At 73.4% G+C, this 22,170-nt stretch carries 21 protein-coding genes and 1 pseudogene; 6 read left to right on the top strand and 16 right to left on the bottom strand.

Translation table 11 applies throughout. The features are described from left to right. Positions 1-15: 15 nt before the first annotated feature. The 9 genes from V7E46_RS03725 to V7E46_RS03685 all read right to left on the bottom strand — a co-directional run bounded on the left by V7E46_RS03725 (position 16) and on the right by V7E46_RS03685 (position 7,763). Positions 16-1,050, bottom strand: coding sequence for a PHP domain-containing protein (locus V7E46_RS03725; protein WP_333767044.1), 1,035 nt, complete (start codon positions 1,048-1,050; stop codon positions 16-18). A gap of 51 nt (positions 1,051-1,101) precedes the next feature. Then, the gene (locus V7E46_RS03720) at positions 1,102-1,932 is read right to left on the bottom strand and encodes a GH25 family lysozyme (protein ID WP_333767043.1); all 831 of its coding nucleotides are present in this window, start codon (positions 1,930-1,932) and stop codon (positions 1,102-1,104) included. 11 nt (positions 1,933-1,943) lie between these two features. Beyond that, entirely contained in the window at positions 1,944-2,600 is a 657-nt protein-coding gene (locus V7E46_RS03715; protein WP_333767042.1) for a DUF4232 domain-containing protein, read from the bottom strand. A 216-nt stretch (positions 2,601-2,816) separates the two neighbouring features. Further along, positions 2,817-3,461: a DedA family protein gene (locus V7E46_RS03710; RefSeq protein ID WP_333767041.1), complete on the bottom strand. Its 645-nt coding sequence runs from the start codon at positions 3,459-3,461 to the stop codon at positions 2,817-2,819. Between the two features lie 130 nt (positions 3,462-3,591). Further along, a complete protein-coding gene (locus V7E46_RS03705; RefSeq protein WP_333767074.1) occupies positions 3,592-4,716 on the bottom strand; it encodes a P1 family peptidase in 1,125 nt (374 codons plus the stop codon). 133 nt (positions 4,717-4,849) lie between these two features. Continuing rightward, a complete protein-coding gene (gene ppk2, locus V7E46_RS03700) occupies positions 4,850-5,767 on the bottom strand; it encodes a polyphosphate kinase 2 (protein WP_333767040.1) in 918 nt (305 codons plus the stop codon). 25 nt (positions 5,768-5,792) lie between these two features. Next, on the bottom strand, positions 5,793-6,023 hold the full coding sequence (locus V7E46_RS03695; RefSeq protein ID WP_333767039.1) for a hypothetical protein: 231 nt from the start codon (positions 6,021-6,023) through the stop codon (positions 5,793-5,795). A 63-nt stretch (positions 6,024-6,086) separates the two neighbouring features. After that, a complete protein-coding gene (locus V7E46_RS03690) occupies positions 6,087-7,235 on the bottom strand; it encodes an inorganic phosphate transporter (protein WP_333767038.1) in 1,149 nt (382 codons plus the stop codon). Between the two features lie 207 nt (positions 7,236-7,442). Then, positions 7,443-7,763: a DMT family transporter gene (locus tag V7E46_RS03685; protein WP_329171810.1), complete on the bottom strand. Its 321-nt coding sequence runs from the start codon at positions 7,761-7,763 to the stop codon at positions 7,443-7,445. Positions 7,764-8,076: 313 nt separating this feature from the next. Here V7E46_RS03685 and V7E46_RS03680 point away from each other — a divergent pair, with 313 nt between their 5' ends. The 5 genes from V7E46_RS03680 to V7E46_RS03660 all read left to right on the top strand — a co-directional run bounded on the left by V7E46_RS03680 (position 8,077) and on the right by V7E46_RS03660 (position 15,317). Then, positions 8,077-9,762 (top strand): GDSL-type esterase/lipase family protein, encoded by a 1,686-nt coding sequence (locus V7E46_RS03680; protein WP_333767037.1) that lies wholly within the window; start codon positions 8,077-8,079, stop codon positions 9,760-9,762. Positions 9,763-9,835: 73 nt separating this feature from the next. Continuing rightward, positions 9,836-10,564 (top strand): hypothetical protein, encoded by a 729-nt coding sequence (locus V7E46_RS03675; RefSeq protein WP_333767036.1) that lies wholly within the window; start codon positions 9,836-9,838, stop codon positions 10,562-10,564. Positions 10,565-10,621: 57 nt separating this feature from the next. Next, positions 10,622-12,673, top strand: a complete 2,052-nt coding sequence (locus tag V7E46_RS03670; protein ID WP_333767035.1) for a CBM96 family carbohydrate-binding protein — start codon at positions 10,622-10,624, stop codon at positions 12,671-12,673. A gap of 115 nt (positions 12,674-12,788) precedes the next feature. Beyond that, positions 12,789-14,084 (top strand): benzoate/H(+) symporter BenE family transporter, encoded by a 1,296-nt coding sequence (locus tag V7E46_RS03665; RefSeq protein ID WP_333767034.1) that lies wholly within the window; start codon positions 12,789-12,791, stop codon positions 14,082-14,084. 198 nt (positions 14,085-14,282) lie between these two features. Further along, positions 14,283-15,317 carry a LacI family DNA-binding transcriptional regulator gene (locus tag V7E46_RS03660; RefSeq protein WP_333767033.1) on the top strand — a complete coding sequence of 345 codons (1,035 nt, stop codon included), beginning with the start codon at positions 14,283-14,285 and terminating at the stop codon, positions 15,315-15,317. Between the two features lie 117 nt (positions 15,318-15,434). Here V7E46_RS03660 and V7E46_RS03655 read toward each other — a convergent pair whose 3' ends face one another. From V7E46_RS03655 to V7E46_RS03625, 7 genes and pseudogenes are all read right to left on the bottom strand, one after another. Beyond that, positions 15,435-16,088, bottom strand: a complete 654-nt coding sequence (locus V7E46_RS03655) for a hypothetical protein (protein ID WP_333767032.1) — start codon at positions 16,086-16,088, stop codon at positions 15,435-15,437. A gap of 155 nt (positions 16,089-16,243) precedes the next feature. Further along, positions 16,244-16,612: a DUF427 domain-containing protein gene (locus V7E46_RS03650; protein WP_333767031.1), complete on the bottom strand. Its 369-nt coding sequence runs from the start codon at positions 16,610-16,612 to the stop codon at positions 16,244-16,246. Between the two features lie 59 nt (positions 16,613-16,671). Continuing rightward, on the bottom strand, positions 16,672-16,878 hold the full coding sequence (locus V7E46_RS33795; RefSeq protein WP_443053970.1) for a hypothetical protein: 207 nt from the start codon (positions 16,876-16,878) through the stop codon (positions 16,672-16,674). Between the two features lie 399 nt (positions 16,879-17,277). After that, a pseudogene (locus V7E46_RS03640) lies at positions 17,278-17,436 on the bottom strand (GTP-binding protein); the annotation flags it as partial. A 141-nt stretch (positions 17,437-17,577) separates the two neighbouring features. Next, positions 17,578-18,327 (bottom strand): succinate dehydrogenase/fumarate reductase iron-sulfur subunit, encoded by a 750-nt coding sequence (locus tag V7E46_RS03635; protein WP_333767030.1) that lies wholly within the window; start codon positions 18,325-18,327, stop codon positions 17,578-17,580. Then, positions 18,324-20,273 carry a fumarate reductase/succinate dehydrogenase flavoprotein subunit gene (locus tag V7E46_RS03630; protein ID WP_333767029.1) on the bottom strand — a complete coding sequence of 650 codons (1,950 nt, stop codon included), beginning with the start codon at positions 20,271-20,273 and terminating at the stop codon, positions 18,324-18,326. The genes V7E46_RS03635 and V7E46_RS03630 overlap by 4 nt, the downstream gene beginning before the upstream one ends. A gap of 29 nt (positions 20,274-20,302) precedes the next feature. After that, positions 20,303-21,007 carry a succinate dehydrogenase cytochrome b subunit gene (locus tag V7E46_RS03625; protein WP_333767028.1) on the bottom strand — a complete coding sequence of 235 codons (705 nt, stop codon included), beginning with the start codon at positions 21,005-21,007 and terminating at the stop codon, positions 20,303-20,305. Between the two features lie 93 nt (positions 21,008-21,100). On the opposite strand from V7E46_RS03625, the gene V7E46_RS03620 reads away from it, so the two are divergent. After that, positions 21,101-21,985: a LysR family transcriptional regulator gene (locus V7E46_RS03620; RefSeq protein WP_333767073.1), complete on the top strand. Its 885-nt coding sequence runs from the start codon at positions 21,101-21,103 to the stop codon at positions 21,983-21,985. The last annotated feature ends 185 nt before the right edge of the window (positions 21,986-22,170 follow it).

The following is a 22,170-nucleotide window of genomic DNA, read 5'->3' as shown; positions in this document are numbered from 1 at the left end:
ACGCGGCAGGTCCACTCAGGTCCCCGGGTCCGCCGGTACCTGCCGGGACCTGGTCCAGCCGAGCAGGTCGTCGGCGGTCCAGGTGGTGATGATCCGCCCGGCCGGGATGCCGGCCTCCTCCGCGCGGGCGCAGCCGTAGGCCTGCCAGTCGAGCTGGCCCGGCGCGTGGGCGTCGCTGTCGATCGCGAAGAGGGCGCCGGCGTCCCTGGCGAGCGCGAGCAGGCGGCGCGGCGGGTCGAGGCGCTGCGGGCTGCTGTTGATCTCCACGGCGGTGCCGCCCGCCGCGCACGCGGCGAAGACCTCCGCCGCGTCGAAGCCGGACTCGGGGCGCTCGCGGGAGCCGATGAGCCGCCCGGTGCAGTGGCCGAGCACATCGACCAGCGGATTGCCGACCGCGGCCAGCAGCCGCCGGGTGTAGGCGGGGGCGGGCATCCGCAGCTCGGAGTGGACCGAGCCGACGACCACGTCGAGCCGGTCGAGCAGGTCGTCCTCCTGGTCCAGCGAGCCGTCCGGCAGGATGTCGCACTCGATGCCGGTGAGCAGCCGGAAGGGCGCGAGCCGGGTGTTGAGGTCGGCGACGGCGTCGAGCTGGCGGCGCAGCCGGTCGGCCGTCAGGCCGTGGGCGATCCGCAGCCGCGGCGAGTGGTCGGTGAGCACCGCCCAGTTGTGTCCCGCGGCCCGGGCGGCGAGCGCCATGGCTTCGATCGGGCTGCCGCCGTCGGACCAGTCGGAGTGCAGATGGCAGTCGCCGCGCAGGGCCGCGCGCAGCGCGGCGCCGCCCTGGGCGAGCGGGCCGCCGCTGCCGGCTTCGAGGTCGGTCAGATAGCCGGGGGCGCGGCCGGCGCTGACCTCGGCGAGGACGGTGCCCGTGGTGGCGCCGATGCCCTTGAGGTCGGTGTAGCGGCCGGCCGCCGCACGCCGTTCCCGCTCGGCGGGCGGCAGCGCGGACAGGACGGCGGCGGCGTTGCGGAACGCCCTGATGCGGTAGACGGGCGCGTCGGCGCGTTCCAGCAGGAACGCGATCCGCTCCAGTGCCTCGATCGGCTCCATGGACTCCCGGTTCCCGGTCGGGCGTGCCGCGTAACGGCCCTGCCGCCCGGGTCACACGTTCGGGACGTGCAGCGCGTCCCAGGTCTCCTTGCCGGGCGGCCATTTCAGCGCCGAGCCGGTCCAGCCCTTGTGGTGGTCGGTGTTGTACTTGCGCTGCCAGGCCTCGTAGGAGGCCACGTCGCCCGAGCCGACGACGTCCTTGTCGGCGGTGCCGGCGTAGTGGTTGCAGCCGACGGCGACCAGCCGGTCGTGCATCGCGGCCACGATCGGCGAGCGGCGCCCGTGGGTGAACCAGCCGGCGCCGGGGAAGGGCTCGTAGCGCGGCGCCGCGCCCTTGCCCGCCCAGGCCACCAGGGCGGGCCGGCCGCTGAAATTCCCCACGTTGAGGTCGTGGCCGTCCTGGACGCTGTACTGGTGGAAGAGCCAGGGGTGCTCGATCCCGGGGTGGCCCTTGGGGGCGGACGGGTCGGCGATCCACAGGCCGTCGGCGCAGAAGGACGTGGTGTCGCGGTGCAGCCAGAAGTCCTTGTTGCAGTAGAGGATCACCCGGTGATCGGGCGCCTTGGCCTGCACGTGCCGCAGCCAGCCGTCCTTGTCGGCGCCGGAGACCCCGGTGTCCTCCCAGTCGAACGCCAGGATGTCCCCGGCCTTCACACCGGCCTGCGCGAGGAAGTAGTCGGCCTGGGCGGACATCGAGCCGGGCCTGGCGAAGTGGTAGTGGCCGACGACCAGGCCGTGCGCCCGGCCGGTGGCGATCTGCGCCGCGTGCTTGGGGTTGACGTAGCTGGAGCCCTCGGTGGCCTTGACGATCACGAAGTCCAGGCCGCTGGTGCTGTAGTCGCTGCTCTGGTAGGAGGCGACGTCGATTCCGTTGACCGTCACGGGCGGTCCTCTCAGTGCACGGCGCCGACGTCGAAGGTGCCGCCGCAGACGACGGGGTTCGACGTGGCGAGGGTCATGGAGTCGGTGGATCCCGGCGGATAGACCATGATCAGGGTGGGCGCGCGCCAGCAGCCGCCGCTCTTCACTCCTTCGTTGAGCGTGTGCAGATCGGCCTCGACGGTCTGTCCCGGCGCGAGGCGTACGGTGGCCGCGCCGGCGCCCCGGCGGACGGCCGGCCTGCCGATGACGGTGCCGTCGCCGCGCAGCAGCGACACGCCGGGGAAGCCGTCGAGAGTGCAGGCGCGCGAGGTGGTGTTGGTGAAGTCGATCGGGTAGTAGATGTTGCCCGCTCCCGGGTCGCCGCGGCCCAGCGTCATCCTGAGCCCGGTGACGGTGCAGCGGGCGGTGGCGGCCCGCGGCGGCGGTGCCTCGGGGGTCGCGGCGGGCGGCGCCGTGCTGCCGGGTGCGCCGGACCCGGTGGGCCCGGTGGGCTCGGTGGGCTCGGTGGGCGCGCCGCCGGCGGTGTCCCCTGCCGCGCCGGCCGGGGCGCCGGGTGTCGCCGTCGCGGACGAGGTCAGCGGTGCGCCGGTGGTGCTGGTGGCGCTCGCGGGCGAGCCGGACGCGGAACCGTGGCCGCAGCCGGCCGCGGCCGCGGACAGCAGTGCCACGGACGCTGCGGCGAGTGCGGTCCGGCGGCGCCGTGTCCGCGGCGGCCCGCCGGGGGGCACGGGGTGGGGTGACGAGATGGGCATACTGCTCGATTTGCTCTCATCCGGCCCACTTCGAACCTGTGGACACCGGATTGTTGCTGTCTCGGCACATTGTCACCGCAAAGAACCCCGGAAAGCGCACACGTATACGCCCCGGGAACGGCTACGCGGTTCCTAGTCGCGGTCGCCGGGCTCGTCGTGGCCGTCGTCGTCCTCGCGCTCGCTGCGGTGCCGGCGGATCTGCCACACCACCAGGGCGGCCACCACGACCACCGCGACCGTGACGGCCACCGCCGTGCCCGCCGTCTTCTCGACCTTCTGGTAGGCGCCGCCCGCGAAATACCCCAGCAGGGTGAAACCGACGCCCCAGACCAGCCCTCCGAGCGCGTTGAAGAGCAGGAACGTCGGGTAGGGCATCCGCGAGATACCGGCGAGCGCGGGCATCAGGGCGCGGAAGAAGGCGATGAAGCGGCCGAGGAAGACCGCGACGGGACCGCGCCTGCGGATGAAGTCCCTGGCCTGGTCGATCCGCTGGTGGTGCCCGCGCAGCGCCTTGGTCTCCAGGATGCGCGGGCCGAACCGCCGGCCGACCTCGTACCCGACCGAGTCCCCGGCGACCGCGGCCAGCACGACCGCGGAGGCCAGCCAGTAGACCGACACCCGGCCCTGCCCGGCGACCACCCCGCCGAGCACCACGGCCGTCTCGCCGGGCAGCACGAAGCCGAAGAAGAGGGCGTCCTCGCAGAAGACCAGGGCGGCCACGACCGCGTAGACCGCGGGACCCGAGGAGCGTGCGAGCCAGTCGGTGATGGAGTGCATGGGCCGAGCCTTCCCGCTGCGCCGCGCCCTGCACGGCAAAGCGTCGGGTGACGCGCCCGAAGTCCGTGAAATGGGCGCCGGGCGGGGGCGGTCAGCCGGCCCGCGGCGGGATCCGCCGCCGCGGGCGTGCTCATACGCGGTAGAGCTCCCGGTAGCAGGGGAAGACCCCGCCGGGTCCTTCGACGCTCTCGGCGGCCAGTACGGCATGCCGCACCGCGCGGGTGAGCGCGTCGGCGCCCGCGGCCAGCACCTCGTTCAGCGCCCCCGCCTCGATGTGCACGCCGAAGGCGGGGTCGGCGGCGCTTTCACCGGGCGGCACCAGCGGGCGGCGTCCGGTGGCCATCGCGAAGACGGTGTCGCCGTCGGACAGCAGGTGCACCGGGCGGACCGCGCGCGCCAGCCCGCCATGCGCGGTGCCGGCGAGCTTGTGCGCCTGGGTGCGGCTCAGCACGGCGTCGGTGGCGACCACGGCCAGCGTCGTGTTGAACGGCCGCGCCTGCCGGCCCGCGGTCGCCGCAGCAGCCTCCGCGAGCCGCCGGCGCGCCCGTGCCAGCACGTCGGGCGGGACGGGGCCGCCTGCGGCGGCCGACCCGGCCGCCGGCCCCGGTCCCCCGGAGGTGCCGGGACCCGCCCACAGGGCGCCGGTGTCGGGGTCGACGACCGAGCCGGCGGCATTGACCACCGCGAGCGCCGCCACCGTGGTGCCCGACGGCAGGACCAGGCTCGCGGTGCCGACCCCGCCCTTGAGGCCGCCGGCCACCGCGCCCGTACCGGCGCCGGCGTTGCCCTGCGGGACCGGTGCGCCCTCCTGCGACGCCGCCGCGGCCTCGACCGCCGCGCGGCCCAGTGCCGGACCCGGGCGGGCGCCCCAGTCGCCGCCGCGGCCGAGGTCGAAGAGCGCGGCGGCGGGCACCACGGGCACCACCTGGCCGGGGCCGCCGACCCGGAAGCCGCGGCCCTGCTCCTCCAGCCAGGCCACCACTCCCGGGGCCGCGTCCAGGCCGAAGGCGCTGCCGCCGGTCAGCACGACCGCCTCGACGGACGGGACGAGGTTGCGCGGGTCGAGCGCGTCGGTCTCCCGGGTGCCGGGGCCGCCGCCGCGTACGTCGACCGCGGTCACCGCACCGCCCTCGGGGGCCAGCACGACGGTGACACCGGTCAGCCAGCCGTCCCCGGCCCGCCCCGCGTGTCCGACCCGCAGTCCCGCCACATCGGTCAGCGCGTCGGCCGCGCCCCGCCGTATCGCCTCGCCCATCGGGCCGCCCGCCTTCGTCCTGCCGCCGGTGCCGCTGTCCCGCCCCGGGACCTGGCCACACTGTGTCATCCGGGGCGCCGCCCGGCATCCGGCAGGCCTTCGCCGGGCGCCCCGGTCCGCACCCGGCGCCGTGTCAGGGCTGGAGCGTGGACTGCGCCACGGCGTCCTCGCCGGCCTCCAGGAGGTTGGCGGCGGCGCCGACGATCAGCGGGTCGGGGGTGCCGACCACCTCGTCGTCGCGGTCGGTGTAGTCGAAGCGGGCCAGCACGCTGCGCATCGCCTCGACCCGGGCGCGCTTCTTGTCGTTGCTCTTGACCACCGTCCAGGGCGCGTATTCGGTGTCGGTCTCGTGGAACATCGCGACCTTCGCCGCGGTGTAGTCCTCCCACCGGTCGAGCGAGGCGAGGTCCATCGGGCTGAGCTTCCACTGCCGCACCGGATCGACCTGCCGGATGGTGAAGCGGGTGCGCTGCTCGTCGCGCGAGACCGAGAACCAGAACTTCACCAGGGCGATGCCGTCGTCGACCAGCATCCGCTCGAAGGCGGGCGCCTGCCGCATGAAGCGGTGGTATTCGTCGTCGGTGCAGAAGCCCATGACGCGCTCGACGCCGGCCCGGTTGTACCAGGACCGGTCGAAGAGCACGATCTCGCCCGCGGTGGGCAGATGGGCGGCGTAGCGCTGGAAATACCACTGCCCGCTCTCCCGCTCGCTGGGTTTCTCCAGCGCCACGACCCGGGCGCCGCGCGGGTTGAGGTGCTCGATGAAGCGTTTGATGGTGCCGCCCTTGCCCGCGGCGTCGCGGCCCTCGAAGAGGATGACGAGGCGCTGCCCGGTCTCCTTGACCCAGCTCTGCAGCTTGAGCAGTTCTATCTGCTGGAGCCGCTTGTGCACCTCGTACTCGGGGCGCTCCATCCGGGCGTCGTAGGGGTAGTTCTCCCGCCAGGTGTCCACGACGCTGCCGTCGGGGCGGACCAGGACCGGGTCGTCCTGGTCGGTGTAGTCCACCCGCATCCCCGCGAGGAGGCCCTCGCCGGAGTCGGTGCTCGCCATGGTCCCGCCTTTCGCCGCCCGGCCGTCAGTGGAACTGCGGAACGATCAGGTACATCCCGTAGAGCACGGCGGCCGCGCAGACCGCGAAGCACGCGCCGGCCGCGGTGGCCTGCGCCGTACCGTCCAGTCCCGCGGTACGGGCCGCGTCACGGCCGGCCATCGCCCGTACGCCCAGGGCGAAGAGCAGCACCACCGCGACGGTGGCGCCGAAGCTCACCACCGCGACCTCGCCGAGGGATCCCCACTTCACGTCCATACGCTGCTGCTCCCAGTCCGTTGCGGTGCCTTGATGGCTTGTGCCCACTCGATCGCGGTGTGATCACCCGGCCGCCCCCGCGGGCGCCGCCGGGCGGACGGAGGTGGTCCCGGCGTTGTTCACATTGTCGGCGTGCACCGGGTCGCGGCGCGACAGCACGACGATGACGCCGGCGACGGCCGCCGCGGCCAGCGCGATCAGCACGATGCCGGCGGTGCCGCCGTGCACGACGACCCCGGCGGCGAGCGCGCCGACCGCGGCGGCGGCCGGCAGCGTCACCAGCCAGGCCAGTGCCATCCGGCCCGCGGTGCTCCAGCGGACCTCGGCCAGCCGGCGGCCGACCCCGGCGCCCAGGATGCCGCCGGAGCAGACCTGCGTGGTGGACAGCGCGAAGCCGAGGTTGGCCGAGCTGAGGATGACCGCGGTCGCCGCGGACTCGGCGGCGAAGCCCTGCGGGGACTCGATGTCGACCAGGCCCTTGCCCATGGTGCGGATGATCCGCCAGCCGCCCAGGTAGGTGCCCAACGCGATGGCCAGGCCCGCACTGAGGACCACCCACACCGGCGGCCCCGCGTCGTGGCCCAGCGCGCCGCAGGAGATCAGCGCGAGGGTGATGACACCCATGGTCTTCTGGGCGTCGTTGGTGCCGTGCGCGAGCGAGACCAGCGAGGCGGAGGCGATCTGCCCGGCCCTGAATCCCCTGGAGACGCCGTCCTCCGGCGCGCGGGCGGTGATCCGGTACGCCAGATACGTGGCCGCGAGCGCGGCGAGTCCCGCCACCGCCGGGGAGGCGACCGCGGGGATGAGGATCTTCTCGACGACCTTGTCGAAGTGCACGCCGTGCCGCCCGGCGCCTACCCACACCGCGCCGATCAGACCGCCGAACAGCGCGTGCGAGGAGCTGGACGGCAGGCCGAGCAGCCAGGTCATCAGATTCCACAGGACGGCCCCGACCAGCCCGGCGAAGATCATGCCGGGCGTGACCAGGGCGTCGTCGACGATGCCGCCGGAGATCGTCCTCGCCACCTCGGTGGACAGGAAGGCGCCGGCCAGGTTCAGTGCGCCGCTGATGGCCACGGCGGCCTTGGGGCGCAGGGCGCCGGTCGCGATGGACGTCGCCATCGCGTTGGCGGTGTCATGGAACCCGTTCGTGAAGTCGAAGGCCAGGGCCGTGACGATGACCATTGCCACGAGGAAGGTGATGTGGTCCATCGCCCCAGGCAATCAGCGGCAGGCGTACGGGCGGCGAAGGGCGTGTGAAGCTGCGGTACGCGCAGGAGACGTCTGTGGCGCAGGTCACACCGATGCCGCTTCCCGGGCATATCCGGCAGCCGGTGCCGGGGCCAGCACCGGCACCGGCTGCCGGCACGGCACGGCACGGCACGGCACGGCACGGCACGGCACGGCACCGGAGCGTGATCAGTGGCCAGATGTGGCCTTGAGGCCCACCACCGCGACGAGCAGCAGGGCGACGAAGAAGATCCGGGCCGCCGTGGCGGGCTCGCCGAGCAGCAGCATGCCGACGACGGCGGCGCCGGCCGCGCCGATGCCGACCCAGACGCCGTACGCCGTACCGACCGGAAGGGTCCGGGTGGCCTGGGACAGCAGCAGCATGCTGGCGGCGATACCGGCGCCGGTGAACACACTCGGCCACAGCCGCGTGAAGCCGTCGGTGTACTTCATGCCGATCGACCAGACGACTTCGAGCAGGCCGGCGACAACGATCAGAACCCATGCCATGAGGGCACCTCCGTGGGATGTGGACTTACGGGGGTGCGCCGTCTTTGCAGGGTCCCGGTACGACGCGCTCGTCGGGTTCCTTCAACCGTAGCAAATTCCGGCAGCGCGGCCAGGGGGCCGAGCGCGCCGCCCTCCGCATCGCCGGCCTCACCCGCACGGCGAGAGATCCGATGTCAGGACGCATCCGGAGCCGAATCCACCGCGAATCGCGTCATGGGCGATTCAGTCATCCGAACTCTTCGCCGTCGCAAGGGGATTGGCGTGGACCATCGAGGGAACTACAGTTCCACTTCCCCCACCACAGGAGGCCCCTGTGCAACCTCATGCGCGTTCCTTGCGCCGCGCCGCCGTCCTGGCCGCCGGCGTGCTGGCCGCCGGGCTGGCGGTCTCGGCGCCGGCCACCGGTGCGACCGCCGCCACCCCGGCCGCACCCGCTTCCGTTCCCGCTGCCGCACCCGCCTCGGCCGCCGCTCGCGCTTCCGCCGCCGCGGCGGACGGCTGGACCGGTACGTGGTCGGTGTCGCCGCAGAGCGGCGGCCCGTCGTACAACCAGCAGACGCTGCGGCAGATCGTGCACACCGGGATCGGCGGCAGCGCGGCGCGGCTGCGGATCTCCAACGCCTTCGGCTCGGCGCCGCTGACCGTCGCCGATGTGCATGTCGCGCAGCGCACCTCGGGCTCCTCGGTAAACACCGGCACCGACCGGGCGGTGGCCTTCGGCGGGCAGACCTCGGTGACGGTGCCGGCCGGCGGTTCCGCGGTCAGCGATTCGGTGGCCTTCACCGTGCCCGCGCTGTCCGACGTCGCGGTCAGCCTCTACCTGCCGCAGTCCACCGGCTCGGCGACCTACCACCAGCAGGGCACCCAGACCAACTATCTGGCCGGTGGCGACGTCAGTGCCGCCGCCACCTTGAACGGGGCTTCCACCAGCGGCAGTTACTCCTTCCTGACCAATCTGGACGTGCAGAATCCGGCCGCGCAGGGTGCGGTCGTCACCCTGGGCGCGTCGATCACCGACGGGGTCGCCTCGGCACAGGACTCCAACCGGCGCTGGCCCAACGACCTGGCCAGGCGGCTGGCCGACAGCGGACGTACGGTCGGCGTGCTCAACCAGGGCATCAGCGGCAACAAGCTGCTCAGCGACGGCGCCGGGCAGAGCGCGCTGACCCGCTTCGACCGGGACGTCGTCGGCCAGCCGGGAGTGCGCTGGGTGGTGCTGTCCGACGACCCGATCAACGACCTCGGCTCCGGCAGTCCGCCGAGCGGCGCCCAACTGATCACCGGCATCCAGCAGTTGATCTCCCGTACGCACCAGGCGGGGCTGTCCTTCCTGTGCTCGACCCTCACGCCCTTCCAGGGCTCGGGCGGCTGGACGCAGGCCGGCGAGAATTCGCGCGCGGCGATCAACGCGTTCGTCCGCGGCACGGGCAGCGGCTGCGACGGCCTCCTCGACCAGGACACCGCGACCCACGACCCGGCCAATCCCACCCGCTACCTGCCCGCTTACGACGCGGGCGACCATCTGCACCCGAACGAGGCCGGGTTGCAGGCCATCGCCGACGCGGTGAACCTGTCCTACTTCGGCCCTCCCGGTCAGCCCGCGACCGGCTGGATCGCGCTGCGCGCGCACGCCAACGGCAAGTTCGTGACCGCGCCGAACGGCGGCGGCTCCGCGCTGATCGCGTCGGCCGACTCGGCGGGCACCGCGGCGCAGTTCGACGAGCTGAACCAGGGCAACGGCCTGATCGCGCTGCGGGCGCACGCCAACGGGCTGATCGTGACCGCGGAGAACGCGGGCGCGGCGCCGCTGATCGCCAACCGTACGGCGGCCGGGTCCTGGGAGACCTTCCAGCTGATCCAGAACCCGGACCACAGCGTCAGCCTCAAGGCCCAGGTCAACGGGAAGTACGTGACGGCCGAGAACGCGGGCGCCGCGTCACTGATCGCCAACCGGGACGCGATCGGTCCGTGGGAGGAATTCGACCTGGCCACCTCCTGACCTGGGAAGCGCGGCCGGTCGCCGCCCCCGTACGGTCGGCTTCGGCAGCGGGCGGCTGCTCGACGGCGACTGGATGCGGGCGCTGGACCCGCGCGACCCGGCCGCGCCCCTCTCCGACCGCCCCGACCACGGCGCGGCCGGCGCCTTCGCCGCCTGGCCGGGCGCGACCGCGTACGGCCTGTGCCGGCTGGGCCGCTCCGACATCGCGGTCGGCCTGCTGCGCCGCGCCCACCGGACCACCTCGGGCGGCCTGTGGGGGCAGGCGGTGGAGGGGACCTACCGGGTCGCGGAACGCGGGGTGTCCAACCGGGAGAGCGTGGCCGCGGTCGCGGTCACCGAGGCGGTGATCGCCGGCCTGTTCGGCATCGAGGCCGGCCTCGGCACCCTCGCAGGGCCGCCCGAGGGCGTGACCCGGACCGAGTTCGGCGAGCTGCACGGGGTGCGCGGTCGGCTTCGACCTGGAAGGAGGCCCGCGGGCCGTTCCTTAGCTCCACGACCCGGGGGGGCGGCCGGCGGGCCCGCCCCGCCCCCCCCCCCCCCCCCCCGCCGGGGGGGGGGGGGGGGGGCGCCCCCCGCCGCGGTACGCGGGTGGTCCCCGCGCCCCCGCCGTACGCACCGCCGAGGTCGGCTCGGGCGGTACGCACGGCGGGGCGCCCGGACCCGCTCACACCCGGACCCGCTCGCCTCCGGGCCGCGTCACACCCGGGCCAGTTCACAGCCCGTCCGGGTCCGCGCCGAAATCGCCGCGGCGACCGGGCCGTTCGACGTCGCGAGCGGGCTCGCGCGGCCCGCCGGACGCTAGCCTTGTCGCATGCTGCGGCCGTGCGGTGGGCGCGACGCGGGCGGGCCAGGGGGGCACATGAGAAGAACAGGTGCGGGGAGCGTCGCGCTGGGGCTGGCGGCGACCTCGATGGTCGGTTTCACGTCGGCGGGGCCGGCGGGAGCGCTCACGGCGCCGGTGGCGATGACCGCCGACGACCTGGCGACCTGGCAGACCAACGGAGTGGTGTGGGCGCTGGCCCAGGCGGGCGGGGTGGTCTTCGCCGGGGGGACGTTCTCCACGGTCAGACCGCCGGGAGCCGCCGCGGGCAAGGGCGAGCAGAAGGCGCTCAACTTCCAGGCGTTCGACGCCGCTTCGGGCGCCCCGACCTCGTGCCGGCTGTCGTTCACCGTCGGCACCGGCACGTCCACCGTACGGGCGCTCGCGGTGTCGCCGGACAAGTCGACGCTGTACGCGGGCGGTACGTTCGGGTCGGTCAACGGGACGCCGGTCAGCAATCTGGCGGCGATCGACATCGCCACCTGCAAGGTGAGGACCGGCTTCAAGGTGGCGGTCTCGGCGCAGGTGCGCGCCATCGCGGTGACCGCGGACACCGTCTACTTCGGCGGCAACTTCACCACCGTCGCGGGCAAGGCCCGGCAGCACTTCGCCGCGGTCGGCACCGCCGGCGCGCTCAAGCCCTTCACCGCCGCCGCCGACAAGGCGGGCAAGGCGCTGCTGGTCACGCCCGACGGCTCGAAGGTGGTGCTCGGCGGCGACTTCACCAAGGTGAACGGCGCCAGTTCGCACGCGCTCGCCGTGGTGAACGCCACGACCGGCGCGAACGTGCGGACGTATCCCGGCTTCATCCCGCCGACCTCGACCGTGCAGTCGCTCGCCGCGGACGCCACCGGCTTCTACACCGGCAACGAGGGCACCGGGACCGGTGTCTTCGACGGCCGGATCGCGGTGGACTTCAGCACCCTGAACCAGCGCTGGCGCGACACGTGCCTGGGCGCCACCCAGGCGGTGCAGGTGTACAAAGGGGTGCTCTACAGCTCCTCGCACGCCCATGACTGCTCCAGCATGGGGCAGTTCCCGCAGATGAACGACCGGCAGCACCTGCTCGCCGAGTCGGTCGGCAATCCGCGCCCGCTGCTCGGCTGGTTCCCCGACACCGACGACGGCCCGGCCGGCACCGAGAAGATCGGCCCGCGGGCCATGACCGTCGCGTCCGAGGGCGGCACCGACTACCTGTGGGTGGGCGGCGAATTCACCCGGATCGCCAGCAACGGCAACCGGCCGCAGCAGGGCTTGGTCCGGTTCGCGAACACCCCGGACACCCGCGCCCCCTCGGTGCCGCAGAAGGTCACCGCGACAGCGGTCACCGGCGGTGTACGGGTCGCCTGGCAGGCCGCGCTGGACCTGGACGACTCGGCGCTGGCATACACGGTCTACCGCGACGGGACCGCGGTCGGCACGGTCGCCGGCACGTCCGTCTTCTGGAACCGCCCGACGCTCGCCCTGACAGACACCGCGACCCGGCCGGGTACGGCCTACGCCTACCAGGTCACGGCCCGCGACCCGGCCGGCAACACCACCGCCCGGTCGGCCGCGGCGAGTGTCACCACGCCCGGCACACCGGTGTCGGCCACGGTCACCGTCACGGCCGGCGCGGACTCGTACGCCAACGCCGCCGCGCCGAACGCCACCTACGGCTCCGACCAGCAGCTGGCGGTGCGCGGCAGCTCCGCGTACACCGCGTATCTGCGCTTCACGCTGCCCGCCGCGCCCGCCGGGACGGTGCTCAAGAGCGCCCGGCTGACCGTACGCACCAGCTCGGACCCGCTCGCGCCGTCCGCCGGTCCGCTCAACGTGCAGCATGTCACGGGGAGTTGGACCGAGGCCGGGGTGACCTGGGCGAACCGGCCGGCGCTCGGCCCCGGCGCGATCGGTGCGCTTCCCGCGCCCACCGCGGCGCAGGGCGACTACTCGGCGCCGCTGGCCCTGCCCTCGCTCACCGCGGCGCTCGGCCGTACCTACGATCTGGCGCTGACCTCGGCGAGCACCGACTCGGCGTGGTTCTGGTCCCGCGAGGCGCCGGGGACCGCGGGGCACCCGCAGCTGACCTTGACCTTCGGGAAGCCCTGACGACCCGTTCCGGCCCGGGCCGCCGGGTAATCGGCAGGCCAGGGGGGTGGCGGCCGACTAGGATGCGCGGATTGCCCCGGGGGACGTCGTCCGGGGGCGGATCGGAGGGGTTCCGGTGGCTGCTGCCGCACCGGGGAGCACGGCCGAAGGCGCGGACGCGGACGGCAGCGGGGGCGGCCTGTGGCGGGCCGTGACAGCCGGGGTCATCGCCGCCTTCGTCGGCTTCGCCAGCTCCTTCGCCGTCGTCCTCGAAGGCCTGACCAAGGTCGGCGCCTCACACGCCCAGGCGGCGTCCGGGCTGATGGCGCTCTCCCTCGCGATGGGCGCCTGCGCGATCTTCCTGAGCCTGCGGTCGCGGCTGCCGATCAGCGTGGCCTGGTCGACGCCGGGTGCCGCGCTGCTCGCGGGATCCGCGGTGCCGCACGGCGGATTCCCGGTGGCGGTGGGAGCCTTCCTGGTCACCGGCGTGCTGATCGTGGTCTCGGGCCTGTGGCGGCCGCTGGGCCACTGGGTGTCCGCGATCCCGGCGCCGCTGGCGAACGCCATGCTGGCCGGCATCCTGCTGCCGCTGTGCCTGGCGCCCGCCGAGGCCGTGCACTCCGACCCGGCCATCGGCCTGGCCGTGGTGCTGACCTGGGCGGTCGTCGGCAGTGTGCGCAAGCTCTACGCGGTGCCGGCCGCCGTGCTGGTGGCGGTCGTGCTGATCGCCACCACCACCCGCATCAAGACCGCCACGCTCGGTCCGATGTGGCCGCACCCGGTCGCCGTCGCACCGCACTTCACCGTCGCCGCCGCGATCGGCATCGCGCTGCCGCTGTACGTGGTCACCATGGCGTCGCAGAACATCCCGGGCATCGCGGTGCTCGGCGTCAACGGCTACCACCCGGCGCCCGGCCCGCTGTTCGGCTGGACCGGGGCCTTCTCGCTCCTGTCGGCGCCCTTCGGCGGCCACGCGGTCAACCTGGCCGCGATCACCGCCGCCCTGTGCGCGGGTGAGGAGGCGGGACCCGACAGGGCCGGGCGCTATCGCGCGGCGGCGACGGCGGGCGGCGTCTACATCCTGCTCGGGCTGGCGGCGAGCGCGGCCGTCGCGCTGGTCAACGCGGCGCCGCCGCACATCATCGAGGCGGTGGCCGGCCTCGCCCTGCTGGGCGCGCTGGCCGCTGCGCTCACGGGGGCGATGGCCGACCCGGGGCAGCGGGAGGCCGCGGTGGTCACCGTCGTGGTGACGGTGTCGGGGGTGACCTTCTTCGGTGTCAGCGGCGCCTTCTGGGGTCTGCTGGCTGGCGGCGCGCTCTACGCCGTACGGCACTGGCAGTCGCAGCGGGCGCAGGGCGGCGGACCGGCCGCCGTGCCGGCGGCGCGGAGCGCCCCCGACGACAGCAGGGTGCCGGAGCCGGACCGCAGCTGATCCCTCGGCAGCTGCGGCCCGGCAGGTCCGTGGCGCAGGGCGGCCGGACGCCGGAACGTCCGGCCGCCCTGTCTGGAACACGATGTAACGTTCCCCGGCGGACCGTGTGGAGATCCAGCACACCGCTTGCGACCCGGCCATGTCAACACACGCAGGTCCGGCGCTAGGCTGTGCGCATGAAACAGTGCGGTGTAACGCGTGGCTAGGCAGCCGGGCTCCAGGGCCACGGTCCGGGCCATCGCGGCGGAGGCCGGCGTATCGATCGCCACCGTCTCGCGGGTGATGAACGGTCAGGCGAACGTCGCCCCCGACACGCGTGAGCTGGTGCGCCGGGCGGTGGCCCGGCTGGGCGCCCCCGCACCGGCCAGACGCGGTACGGCGGGCGGCGCGATCTACGTGCGCTGCCCGTACGTGCTCACCGACTACTTCGGGGTGATCGTCTCCTCGATCGCCGAGACGCTCGACCTGTACGGCAGGCGCCTGGCGCTGAGCGCCGGCGACGCAGCCCGTGAGCTGCACGTGCTCGGCGACCTGCCGGGCGACCCGGCGATCGCGGGCGCGGTCCTCATCGTGCCGCCGGAACCGGAGCGGGATCTGGAGGCCTTGCGCGCCGCCGACTTCCCTTTCGTGGTGGTCGACCCGCGCACCCCGCTGCCGCAGGACATCGCCTCGGTCTCCGCCGCCAATCTCACGGCCGCGCGTACGGTCAGCGCCCACCTGGTGGGCCTCGGCCACCGGCGGATCGGGGTGATCGGCGGCCCCGGCGACTGGCTCGCCAGCCGGTCCCGGCTGGCCGGCCACACCTCCGCGCTCGCCGACGCGGGCGTACTGCCCTCCCCCGAGCTGCTGCGCAGCATCGAGCCGACCGCCGACTGGGGCTACGACGCGGCCTGCGAGCTGCTCGACCTGCCGCAGCGCCCCACCGCGCTGGTGGCCTTCAACGACAAGGCCGCGGTCGGCGCGCTGCGCGCCGCGTACGAGCGGGACCTGCGGGTGCCGGAGGACCTGTCGATCACCGGCTTCGACGACATCGACCTGAGCCGCAGCACCGTGCCCCGGCTGACCACCGTCCGCCAGCCGCTGGAGGAGATGGGGCGGATGGCGGTCTCGCTGCTGATGCGGCTGCTGGACCGGCACACCGTGGACGCGCTGCACGTCGAGCTGGCCACCCAACTGGTCCTGCGCGGCTCCACCGGCCCGGCACCCGGCACCGCCCGGGCCACCGCCACCTGACCGGGTACCGCCTCTCGAACGGCCGCCCCCGGTCACTCCGACTCGGACGGGGTTCCGCTCCACGGCGCGTCGCGCCAGGCGGTCGCGTCCGGGACCGGCGCTCGGGAGCGGCGCCGGTCAGCTCTGCCGCGGCCTGAGCCGCCGCCGTTCCTGCTGGAGGGCCTCCCGGGCCTGGGCCAGCGCCAGCGCCCTGGCCCGAAGCTGCTCGACGGACAGCGCACCGTCCACGCCCAGTTCGGCCCGCAGCGCCTCCCGGAGCAGGTGGACCGCGTCGGAGAGCGGCCCCGCGAACCACTGCTTCGCCTGGACGAGCCGCGCGTCCGTGCGTGCGAGAGGCCCCGTTCCTGAGACGTCCAGCGACAGGTACCGGATCAGGTGGTAGCCCGCGCCCAGGCACTGGTTGACCTCGTCGGCCACGTCAAGGGCGGTTGCGCCGAGGACCATCTGCGCCTGCGCGTACTGGTCGTAGTACGCCTGGCGTGCGGCGTCGAAGGCGCCAGCGTCCGCTGCCTCCCCGCGTCTGAAGGCGAGCACGATGTCTCTGCCCGCGGTGCGGTAGGCACGGGTGGTCGCGTTGAGAGCGGAATGGAGCTCGCGCTTGCTCTGGACCGCCCGTTCCTCCCGGTCCTGCTGCCGCTCCAGCGCCGCGTGCCGGTTCTGCTCGGCGACCTCCGCCCGGCGGGCGCGCTGGGCGACCACGGTCGCGCCCATGGTGCCGCCGACTCCGGCGACCGCCACGGCGAGCGTCGTCCAATCCGATCCCGACAGCATCCGCGTCCCCCCTGCCCCTCCCCCGACGCTCCGCGAGCGCCCGGCCGCAGGCTAGCGCGGCCAGCGGCGGAGGCGGGAGGGTACGCGCGGATGCGCGGCGGCTCGGGGAACGGTGGCTCGGCGGGCGAAGGATCGGCGGGCGGCGGACGGGGCGGTCAGGCCTCGGACAGTTCCACGTGCTCGGGGTAGAAGGCGACGTGGCCGGCGATCGGGCTGACGGCGTCGTAGGGCTTGTCGTACGTCCATACCGCGTCGGCGACCGTGCCGTCCGCGGTGACCAGCGAGTAGTAGGAGGCGTCGCCCTTGTACGGGCAGTACGTGCGGCTGTCGGTGGGCTCCAGGGCGGTCGGCTCGACGTCGTCCAGCGGGATGTACTGCACCGCAGGATAGGACGACTCACGCAGGGTCAGCGCCCGCGTGGTGTCGGCGACCACCCGGCCGCCGGCCCGCACGACCACCCGGGAGGGGTTGGGCTCGACGGTGATGGGGTGGTCGGGGCCCGGTGTCTTCACGGTGCGTTCCATGGCTTCTCCGTACGTGGGTGGACGGCCTTTTCGACCGTAGGCAGATCGTCCTGGCAGCGTCAAGCACGGCCCGCCGTGGCGCGGGACGGCGTGATTCCCAGCCGGCGCCGCACCTGGAGCAGGTACTCCTTGCGGTCCAGCGGGTCGGGGCCGCCGCGGGGGCGTACCGGGATCTCGCCGCGGACCGGCGCGCAGTGGTCGAAGACCGTGTCGAGGGCGCCCTCGCCCCGGGTGAGTGTGGGCAGCTGCTGCTCCAGGTCGTGCACATGGGCGGCCGGGATGTCGCCCTCCAGCAGATAGCCGCCCGGCCCCGCCGGGCGCAGGGGCGCGCGGCACCGCGCGCAGCCTGGACAGCACGGGCAGCACCGCGCCGGGCGCGTCGGCCGGCAGTTCGATGCGGAAGCGGTGCATCGGCTCGTGCACCGCGGTGCCCGCCTGCCGCAGGGCGGCCGTCAGCACCAGCGGGGTGACGTTGCGGAAGCCGCCCGAGGTGCTCGACATGCCCTTGCCGAAGACGGCGTGCGCGTGGCTCTGCCGGGCGCTGTGGCCGGCCAGCAGTTCGGTGAGCCGTGCGGTGAAGCCGGGGTCGGCCGCGGTGTACGGCAGGGCGGCGGCCCGGGTGCCCTGCGCCGACGCGGCGGCCAGCGGCGCGATGTCGGGGGTGAGCCGCGCTGCTTCTCCAGCGCGAGGGAGTCGGCCTGCGTGCTTCCCCGGTCGACGCTGCCGATCGTGTCGATCGCTCCTGCGGAGTACAGCAGCCGTTCGGTGAGGCTGGTCTTACCTGCGTCGATGTGCGCGAGAATGCCGAGGTTGAGCGAAGGCACAGCCGGTCATGTCCTCAAGATAGGGGGAAATTCCTGTCTGAGCGGGCATGACGGAACCGCGCATGATCACTGCTCCTCGGTCGGCAGCGGTTGGCTCATCGACTACAGCAGAGCGGCGCCGCGGGCGGCAATCGTGGCGGCTCAGCCCCTGGGGACCTTCCGCGCGGCGCGCAGCCACTCCTTGTTCAGCGCGCTGATCGAGGTGAGCGGGATGCCCTTGGGGCACGCGGTCGCGCACTCGCCGGTCAGGGTGCAGCCGCCGAAGCCCTCGGCGTCCATCTGCGCGACCATGTCGAGCACCCGGGTCTCGCGCTCCGGCGCGCCCTGCGGCAGCACATTGAGGTGGTTGACCTTCGCCGAGGTGAAGAGCATCGCGGAGCCGTTGGGGCAGGCGGCCACGCAGGCACCGCAGCCGATGCACTCGGCGTGCTCGAAGGCGCTGTCGGCGGCGGCCTTGGGCACGGGGGTGGCGTGCGCCTCGGGCGCGGAGCCGGTGGGGACGCTGACGTAGCCGCCGGACTGGATGATCCGGTCGAAGGCGGCGCGGTCGACGACCAGGTCGCGCACCACGGGGAAGGCGGCGGCCCGCCACGGCTCGACGTCGATGGTGTCGCCGTCGCGGAAGGACCGCATGTGCAGCTGGCAGCTGGTGGTGCGCTCGGGGCCGTGCGCCTCGCCGTTGATGACCAGGCTGCACGCCCCGCAGATGCCCTCCCGGCAGTCGTGGTCGAAGGCGACCGGGTCCTCGCCCTCGACGGTGAGGCGTTCGTTGAGGGTGTCGAGCATTTCCAGGAACGACATGTCGGGCGAGATGCCGTCCAGGTCGTAACTGGCCATCGCGCCGGGCGCTTCGGAGTCGTGCTGGCGCCAGATGCGCAAGGTGAGCTTCATGCGTAGCTCCGCTGGGTGGGGTGGACGTAGGCGAAGGCGAGGTCTTCGCGGTGCAGGACGGGGGCGTGGCCGGTGCCGGTGAATTCCCACGCGGCGACGTAGGAGAAGTCCTCGTCCCTGCGGGCGGCCTCGCCGTCCGGGGTCTGCGACTCCTCGCGGAAGTGGCCGCCGCAGGACTCTGCGCGGTGCAGGGCGTCCAGGCACATCAGCTCGGCGAGTTCGAGGTAGTCCACGACGCGGTTGGCGCGCTCCAGCGACTGGTTGAACTCGCGCTCGGTACCGGGGACCTTGATGCGGCGCCAGAATTCCTCGCGGATCTGCGGGATGCGGTCGAGCGCCTTGCGCAGGCCGTCCGCGTTGCGGGACATACCGCAGAACTCCCACATCAGCTCGCCGATCTCGCGGTGGAAGGAGTCGGCGCTGCGGTCGCCGTCAACGGTGACCAGACGGTGCAGCCGCTCCGTGGTCTCGGCCAGGGCGGCGGCAACCGCCGGGTGTCCCGGCTCGGGGGCGTCCTGGCCCGGGTGCCGGGCGAGGTAGTCGTTGACGGTGGCGGGCAGCACGAAGTAGCCGTCGGCCAGGCCCTGCATGAGGGCGGAGGCGCCGAGCCGGTTGGCGCCGTGGTCGGAGAAGTTGGCCTCGCCGATCGCGAACAGGCCGGGGATCGTGGTCTGCAGGTCGTAGTCCACCCACAGCCCGCCCATCGTGTAGTGCACGGCCGGGTAGATCCGCATCGGGACCTCGTACGGGTTCTCCGCGGTGATCCGCTCGTACATCTCGAAGAGGTTGCCGTACTTCTCCTCGACGGACCTGCGGCCGAGCCGGGCGATGGCATCGGCGAAGTCGAGGTAGACGCCCTGGCCGCCGGGACCGACACCGCGGCCCTCGTCACAGACGTTCTTGGCCGCGCGGGAGGCGATGTCGCGGGGCACCAGATTGCCGAAGGCGGGGTAGGTGCGCTCCAGGTAGTAGTCGCGCTCGTCCTCGGGGATCCCGGCGGCGGGCCGGTTGTCACCGGCGGCCTTGGGGACCCAGATCCGGCCGTCGTTGCGCAGCGACTCGCTCATCAAGGTGAGCTTGGACTGGTGGTCGCCGGTGCGCGGGATGCAGGTCGGGTGGATCTGGGTGAAGCAGGGGTTGGCGAAGTGCGCGCCGCGGCGGTGGGCCCGCCAGATCGCGGTCGCGTTGGAGTTCATGGCGTTGGTCGACAGGTGGAAGACGTTGCCGTAGCCGCCGGAGGCGAGCACGACGGCGTCCGCGACGTAGGTCGAGATCTCACCGCTGACCAGGTCGCGGGCGACGATGCCGCGGGCGCGGCCGTCGATGACGAGCAGGTCCAGCATCTCGGTGCGGGCGTGCAGTTCGACGTTGCCCGCGGCGATCTGCCGGGACAGCGCCTGGTACGCGCCGAGCAGCAGCTGCTGTCCGGTCTGGCCGCGGGCGTAGAAGGTGCGGGAGACCTGGACGCCGCCGAAGGAGCGGGTGTCGAGCAGGCCGCCGTACTCACGGGCGAAGGGCACGCCCTGCGCCACGCACTGGTCGATGATCTCGACCGAGATCTGCGCCAGGCGGTGGACGTTGGACTCCCGGGAGCGGAAGTCCCCGCCCTTGACGGTGTCGTAGAACAGCCGGTGGATCGAGTCGCCGTCGTTGCGGTAGTTCTTGGCGGCGTTGATACCGCCCTGGGCCGCGATGGAGTGGGCCCGGCGCGGGGAGTCCTGGTAGCAGAACTGCACCACGTGGTAGCCCTGTTCGGCGAGGGTGGCGCCGGCCGAGCCGCCGGCCAGGCCGGTGCCGACGACGATCACGGTGTGCTTGCGGCGGTTGGCGGGGTTGACGAGCCCGGCGGTGAAGCGGCGGGTGTCCCAGCGCTGTTCGATCGGCCCGTCGGGCGCCTTGGTGTCGGCGAGCGGTTCGCCGGCCGTGTAACGGGTGTAGTCGGTCATGTCAGCTTCACTCAGCTCACTCAGCTCACTCAGCTCACGAGTCCGGTCATGACGCCGACGGGGACGGCGATGAAGCCGGCCGTCAGCACCAGGGCGAGGGCGTCGGCGGTGCCTTTCAGCACCCGGTCGCGGGTGGCGGTGCCGGCGCCGAGGGTCTGGGCGGCGCTCCAGAAGCCGTGCCGGATGTGCAGGCCGAGGGCGAGCATCGCCGCGATGTAGATGACGTTGTTCCACCAGTCGTGGAAGGCGGCCACCACGTTCTGGTACGGGTGGCCGGGCTCGAAGCCCGACTGGACGGTGCCGGTGGTCAGGTCGAGGATGTGCCAGACGATGAACAGGCCGAGGATCACCCCGCCCCAGCGCATCGTGCGGGTCGCGTAACTGCTGCGTGCCCGGGTGTGGACGTAGCCGACCGGCCGCGAGCGCAGATCCCGCCGGCTGAGCTGGTACGCGCACACCGCGTGCGCCACCACCGCGGCGACCAGGGCCGCCCTGATGATCCACAGCGCCCACTCGTAGTGCAGGAACGGTTCGCCGAGGGTGCGCAGCCAGTGGGCGTAGCCGTTGAAGGTGCCGGGGCCGAAGAAGATCTTCAGGTTGCCGAACATGTGGACGACCAGGTAGAGCAGCATCACCAGGCCGCTCACCGCCATGACGGTCTTCTTGCCGACGGTCGATCCCCAGACCGTACGGACCATCGACGGCCGCCGGTCCGGCCGTGTTGCCAATGCCATGAACACGACGCTACGGCCGGGGGTGACCAGTGGTCCAAGACATGATCAGGCTGGACTCGATAGGTGATGACTATCGAGGAGTACGCTGGCGGTATGCAGTTCCAGCAGCTGGCGTACTTCGTGGCCGTCGCGGACGCCCGGCACTTCACCCGGGCCGCCGAGGCGGTGCATGTCTCGCAGCCGTCGCTGTCCCAGCAGATCAGGGCGCTGGAGAAGGAGCTGGGAGCGGCGCTCTTCAGCCGGGCGCGCGGCAATATCGCGCTCACGGACGCCGGCGAGGCGCTGCTGCCGCTGGCCCGGCGGATCCTGGCCGACGCCGACACCGCCAGGCACGAGGTGCTCGAACTGGCGCAGCTGCGCCGGGGCCGGGTGCGGCTCGGCGCGACGCCGAGCCTGGCGACCGGGCTGCTGCCCGATGTACTGCGCGCCTTCCACGACCGGCACCCGGGCATCCGGCTGATCATCGAGGAGGGCGGCTCGCACGACCTGGTACGCCACCTGGCGCGCGGGGCGCTCGACCTGGCGCTGATCGTGCTGCCGCTGCCGAGTCCTTCGCCCGCGCTGACCACGGTGGAGCTTTTCCAGGAGGACCTGGTGGTGGTCTCGTCGGCCGCCGACGAGGCGCCGGCGTCGCCGCTGGGGATCGCCGATCTCGAAGGGCGCCCGATGGTGATGTTCCGGCACGGCTACGACCTGCGGGACCTCACGCTGGCGGCGTGCAGGGCTGCGGGCTTCGAGCCGTACTTCACCGTCGAGGGCGGTGAGATGGACGCGGTGCTCGGCTTTGTCCGGGCGGGTCTCGGGATCGGGGTGGTTCCGATGACGGTCGCCACCCGGGCGGGCCATGATCTGCGGGTGACGCGGTTGGCTCCGCCGGGCCTGCGCAGGACGGTGGCCCTGGCGCACCGCAGTGACGTGGCGCCGCCCCGGGCCGCGCGGGTCCTCCAGGACGTCCTCCTGACAGCGAGCTTTCCCTGACGGGGCCGCCCGGGGCTTCCCCCCGCCCAGCCCCTGCGGGCCGCGTCCCGGGACAGCAGGTACCGAGCACGCCGAGGACGGAGGCGACAGTCGGCGAGCCGCCCGCCGAGCAGCAGGAAACCGCCGAGGACGGTGCCGTACGCGGTGACGACGAACTGCAGGTCGCCGTCGGCCATGACCAGGCT

This window comes from Streptomyces sp. IBSBF 2435 (genome assembly GCF_036815005.1).
Taxonomy (GTDB): domain Bacteria; phylum Actinomycetota; class Actinomycetes; order Streptomycetales; family Streptomycetaceae; genus Actinacidiphila.
Note: the sequence above shows the minus strand (reverse complement) of the source record. Positions and strands in the feature narration are given on the sequence as shown.

Bases quoted from the DNA above. Each gene is read 5' to 3' on its own strand.
- V7E46_RS03655 (WP_333767032.1), bottom strand. From the start codon at position 16,088: ATGCTGTCGGGATCGGATTGGACGACGCTCGCCGTGGCGGTCGCCGGA.
- V7E46_RS03685 (WP_329171810.1), bottom strand. From the start codon at position 7,763: ATGGCATGGGTTCTGATCGTTGTCGCCGGCCTGCTCGAAGTCGTCTGG.
- V7E46_RS03705 (WP_333767074.1), bottom strand. From the start codon at position 4,716: ATGGGCGAGGCGATACGGCGGGGCGCGGCCGACGCGCTGACCGATGTG.
- V7E46_RS03630 (WP_333767029.1), bottom strand. From the start codon at position 20,273: ATGACCGACTACACCCGTTACACGGCCGGCGAACCGCTCGCCGACACC.
- V7E46_RS03675 (WP_333767036.1), top strand. From the start codon at position 9,836: ATGCGGGCGCTGGACCCGCGCGACCCGGCCGCGCCCCTCTCCGACCGC.
- V7E46_RS03725 (WP_333767044.1), bottom strand. From the start codon at position 1,050: ATGGAGCCGATCGAGGCACTGGAGCGGATCGCGTTCCTGCTGGAACGC.
- V7E46_RS03650 (WP_333767031.1), bottom strand. From the start codon at position 16,612: ATGGAACGCACCGTGAAGACACCGGGCCCCGACCACCCCATCACCGTC.
- V7E46_RS03690 (WP_333767038.1), bottom strand. From the start codon at position 7,235: ATGGACCACATCACCTTCCTCGTGGCAATGGTCATCGTCACGGCCCTG.
- V7E46_RS03620 (WP_333767073.1), top strand. From the start codon at position 21,101: ATGCAGTTCCAGCAGCTGGCGTACTTCGTGGCCGTCGCGGACGCCCGG.
- V7E46_RS03635 (WP_333767030.1), bottom strand. From the start codon at position 18,327: ATGAAGCTCACCTTGCGCATCTGGCGCCAGCACGACTCCGAAGCGCCC.
- V7E46_RS03670 (WP_333767035.1), top strand. From the start codon at position 10,622: ATGAGAAGAACAGGTGCGGGGAGCGTCGCGCTGGGGCTGGCGGCGACC.
- V7E46_RS03695 (WP_333767039.1), bottom strand. From the start codon at position 6,023: ATGGACGTGAAGTGGGGATCCCTCGGCGAGGTCGCGGTGGTGAGCTTC.
- V7E46_RS03710 (WP_333767041.1), bottom strand. From the start codon at position 3,461: ATGCACTCCATCACCGACTGGCTCGCACGCTCCTCGGGTCCCGCGGTC.
- V7E46_RS03625 (WP_333767028.1), bottom strand. From the start codon at position 21,007: ATGGCATTGGCAACACGGCCGGACCGGCGGCCGTCGATGGTCCGTACG.
- ppk2 (WP_333767040.1), bottom strand. From the start codon at position 5,767: ATGGCGAGCACCGACTCCGGCGAGGGCCTCCTCGCGGGGATGCGGGTG.